We start from the raw sequence: 4,455 nt of genomic DNA on the forward strand, positions 1-4,455 counted from the left end.
AACCGCGTCACCACGGCCAAGGGCGCCACGGTCCTGCTCGACGATCAGTATGCCCGCGATCTCATCGGCCGCATCACCGGCACGATCGGGCTGACGGCTTCCGACAGCTGGACCTATGGCTATGACAAGGCCGACCGGCTGACTTCGAGCGACAATTTTGGCAACAACACGCTCGACGAGACGTTCGTCTATGCCGCCAACGACAATCTGACCTCGCGCACCCGTGTGGCCGGGACGTACATCTATCCCTCGGCGAGTGCCGCTCGTCCGCACGCTCCGACAGCGGTCGGCGCCAAGACGCTCACCTATGACGCCAATGGCAACATGACCGCCGACGGCACCAGGACGCTCACCTGGGACGAGGCCAATCGCTTAAAGACGGTGACGCTCGCCGCCAACACCGTGTCGCTGTTCTACGGCCCGGACGGCGCGCGAACCAAAAAAAGCTCGTCCTTCGCCACCACGCTCTATCCCGACGCTTCGGTGGAGATCGATCCGGCGACACCTGGAGCAGAGATCTACACCCGCTATCCCCATCCCGACGTCAAGGTGACAGGCACGACCAAAGCCTTCCTGCATCGCGATCACCTGGCTTCGGTGCGCCTGGTCACCGATGCCGCAGGCGCCATCGCCGAGCAGACCAACTACGCCACCTATGGCGAGCGTCTCAACACCGGCTTCCAGACGCAAAAGTCCTATATCGGCGAGCGCTTCGATCCCGAGACCGGGCTGCTCTACCTCAATGCCAGATACATGGATCCGGTGCTCGGGAGGTTTGTTCCCAAGGATCCGCAAGGCGCTAAGGACAAGACCTCACCGTAACCTGAAAGGAGGGGCAATGACCCGCAGTGTGATCAAATTGGCAACTGCTTTGCTCCTGATGCTGGCAGCGGGTAGCCTGGCCAAAGCTGAAGGCATCGACCGATCGAACCCAGCAGCCTTCGTTCGTGCCCTGGTCAATGTGCCGGACGGGAGAGCCGACTTTGCCAGTGCCAAGCTGGCGGTCGACACCTTCGTCGATCGCTCCATCAATGAAGCAACTGCGCTCGCGGAAATCGACAGCATGGTGGCGACGATCAACAAGATGCTCGGCACGCTGACACCCGATGCCGCTTCCACCAGCATGGAGAGGATGAAGGCCCTGCGCACCTTCCTCTATGAGGGCGGCTGGTGGAACAATGGCCGGCCGTTTGAATATGATCTTTCAGATCCCTACGGCCAGAAACCCGGCTCGCAGTCGCTGCCCAACTATCTCGCGACGAGAAAGGGCAATTGCGTCTCGATGCCGGCTCTTTTCCTCATACTGGGAGAGCGTCTCGGCCTTGATGTAACGCTTTCGACCGCGCCGCTGCATATCTTCGTGAAATTCACCGACGACGCGACGGGCAAGACCTGGAATCTCGAGGCCACCAGCGGCGCTGGATTTACGCGTGATGCGTGGTACCAGCAAAAAGTGCCGATGACTGACGAGGCGATTGCCAATGGCGTCTACCTCAAAACGCTCTCGCAGCGCGAGGCACTGTCGATCATCGCAATGCCGATCCTCGACGACCTCATCGCCACCGGGCGCTACGACGAGGCAGTCGCAGTCGCTGACGTGCTGATCGAAGCCTACCCGGCCAACGCCTACACGCTGGTGAAGAAGGGCACGGCCTACTACCGGCTGCTCGATACCAACATCATCCAGAAATATCGGAAGCAGAGCGACATCCCGGCCGACAGGATTACCTATGCGAATGATCTCTACCGGGCCAACCGCGAAGCCTTCGCCAAGGCCGAAGCGCTCGGCTGGCGCGAGCCGAAGCTGAACTAGGCACCGACACAGTGATTGATGAGCACGGGGAAATTTAGCATGACGAGATCAACCGGCAACCGGATTGCTCAACGCATATTGGCGGTGATGTTAGCCATCTCTATGATGGCGTCAGGCACCGCCGGAGCTTATGCATCGGCGTATGGTTCGCGCCTACCGCAGCTGCAGAGCACGCGCTCAAATGTTCAGCTCGTTCGCTTCATCTCGCCCGACGATTGGGATCCGACCAAACTAGGAGTCGGTACTAACCGATACGCCTACGCCCAAAACGATCCGGTGAACAAAAGCGATCCAAATGGGCATAACGCTGCCGTCTGGGGAGGTCGAATTGTAGTTGGGGTGGCTTGTGTGGCTGGGGGGTGCGAAACCCTTGCGGCGATTGCCGTGGCTGTAGCCGTCGTAGGAGCGGTAGGTGTCGTAGGCTATGGCATCTATGGTATGATAAGCGAGGAGGAACCTGACGATACCGCCCCTCCAGCAGGATTTCCGGAGGTCGAAAAAGCGTTAGACCAGGGGACTACTCCAGCCAAACAGAATAAGGGTTCAGTAAAACAGAAAGCTGTTGAGGAATCCCAAGCCGCCAAAAATCTCGACGCGGTTAAAGCCCTTCCTGGAGCTAATTCAAAGACAAATAAAGACGGTGTTACCGTTACGTCATTTCCGGATGGAACAAGAGTCGTTAGCTATCCTGAACGAACGTCCACAAAGAACCCCGGAATAGAACTGCAACATCCGGATGACAGGAAAAAGAACCAGAAATTCGATGTTCAGCCGGACCAGACGCAAGGCGAGGAAAGCTCAAATAGTGACGAGACCAATGATGGCACAGAAACCAATGGCTCCGACTCTTCCAGCAGCCAAACCACGACGCAAACGCCATAGGTCAGATTTCGTAGCTCGACTTCTAAAACCGGATGCATCAAATGAGTAGCGCTCGTTTTCAACTCAAAGAAATCTTAGATGGAATGCGGCCTCTATCCGCCCAAGAAAGAGAGGCCGCGCGCAGCTTGTTGCTCCGGAAAATCGAACTCGTGGACATGGGCGATGATTTTGTTCCCGATCGGAAGCTTTATGCTCCCAAGGCAAATATCGAAGCTCGGTTGCTTGAAGGGTGCTTGGGGATTCAAGGGCCAACCAATGGCACATGGACGGAAGGGATGTTCGATGCCTTTTTTCGCGAGCATTTCGTTGGAGGGTGTTATCTCTGGGTGGAACCTTTGGCCGAGCGTAGTCCGGAGCCGGTTTTTTGGGCGCCATACAGTCCAGAACGCCGAGATTGGCTATACGTCTATGCTAGTGAGCTAGGTATGCGGCCATGCGGCATGATGCGAGCGGATGGCGGCCTTGCAATTTGCGCCGATTTGGACTGCGACTTCACCTTCGTATTTGGCGACTTCGCTCTTGTCGAGATTTTCGATAAAGCTTTTGGTGGGCGGCAAAAGCTTTGCGAGGAATTTCTTGATTTCCTGGAAACAAATGAAGTGGACCTTGGGAATGGAAATATCTATGAGTTCATGAAGGTATTTTTGCCAAAAATTATCGGCTGTGCGCGATAACTGAATCGACCGACTCGGTCCAAGGCTACAACTGTGTCACTGCCCAATGGTTGGTTCGGACATCGCCGTCACCCCATAGTGCCTGCCTATGGACAGTCTCAAATGCCGCCAGCAATTTCAGCGGCCATGCGTAAGAAGCTTAGAACCCGGCCGACTTCGATCAAGAGTATTCCGTGTTGTTCTGTGTGAGGCGGCGGACAGCTGGTCGTGGCGACACTCAACACGCATTTCTGTTTTTCTCGACTGGTGGCTGGATGAGCGGGGTAGAGTTTGGGACCGATTGTTCTGAAGCAAAAGGGCTCATCCGCCAGCGACTGGATCGCCAGTGTGAGTGGCTGCGGAATCCACTTGCGGGAGTCCAATGTGCCCAATTTCAATAGCTCGCCCGAATCCCAATCCGTCCCCCTTGATGCTCAATCCGTCTGCGGACGAGATTTCGCACCTCTCGCCGTCGACTAAAACCCTTACCAATGCCCGGCGTCGAAATCATCGTCACCTACCCTGTGGATAGGTTCGGAATGACACCAGCAATTCCAGCGCCCATCCCCAAGAAGCTCTAGACTAAAAAGCTAGGGGAATCGGGCGGATGTCGATCAGGCTGAGTAATCGCGTGGTGTTGTGCACCCTGCTCGCGTGCGCAGGCTGCACGTCCCCATCGGGTAAGGATTTTTTTACCGAAACCGTCGATAGCCTTCACGCGAAAAACTCGCCGCTGCGGGCGGGATATAACGCTTCTCATCCCCTAACTGCGGCAGGTGAAGCCCAGCGCTTTTCCGGTGCGCAGTATCAGGGCTCCGGCAATTTTGTGTCGTCTGGCGCGCCAATCGCCCAGGTGACGGCCGATGGTTCCGGCCAATTCGAGCTCAATCTGGTCAACGCGCCCATCGCACAAGCGGCGAAAGCAGTGCTTGGCGACGCACTTCACCTGAACTACATCGTCGACCCGCGCGTGCAAGGGACGGTGACGCTGCAGACGTCGCAACCTGTGTCGCAGGACGCTCTGGTCGATATCCTGGAATCCGCACTTGCCGTAAACAATGCCGGGATCACCAAACGCGCCGGCACGTACCAGATCGTTCCGCTGTC

4 protein-coding genes and 1 pseudogene are annotated in these 4,455 nt (G+C 56.9%); all 5 read left to right on the forward strand.

Annotated features, from left to right (window positions below; genetic code table 11):
• The coding region (locus tag NKG95_RS33940) for an RHS repeat-associated core domain-containing protein (protein WP_353043839.1) at positions 1-822 on the forward strand (822 nt) is incomplete at its 5' end.
• A gap of 16 nt (positions 823-838) precedes the next feature.
• The gene (locus NKG95_RS33945; RefSeq protein WP_353043840.1) at positions 839-1,813 is read left to right on the forward strand and encodes a transglutaminase family protein; all 975 of its coding nucleotides are present in this window, start codon (positions 839-841) and stop codon (positions 1,811-1,813) included.
• Positions 1,814-1,852: 39 nt separating this feature from the next.
• On the forward strand, positions 1,853-2,695 hold the full coding sequence (locus NKG95_RS33950) for an RHS repeat-associated core domain-containing protein (protein WP_353043841.1): 843 nt from the start codon (positions 1,853-1,855) through the stop codon (positions 2,693-2,695).
• A 41-nt stretch (positions 2,696-2,736) separates the two neighbouring features.
• Positions 2,737-3,369: a hypothetical protein gene (locus tag NKG95_RS33955; RefSeq protein ID WP_353043842.1), complete on the forward strand. Its 633-nt coding sequence runs from the start codon at positions 2,737-2,739 to the stop codon at positions 3,367-3,369.
• 586 nt (positions 3,370-3,955) lie between these two features.
• Positions 3,956-4,455 (forward strand): annotated as a pseudogene (locus NKG95_RS33960) (type II secretion system secretin GspD); the annotation flags it as partial.

This window comes from Mesorhizobium sp. M1423, assembly GCF_040317575.1.
GTDB lineage: Bacteria > Pseudomonadota > Alphaproteobacteria > Rhizobiales > Rhizobiaceae > Mesorhizobium.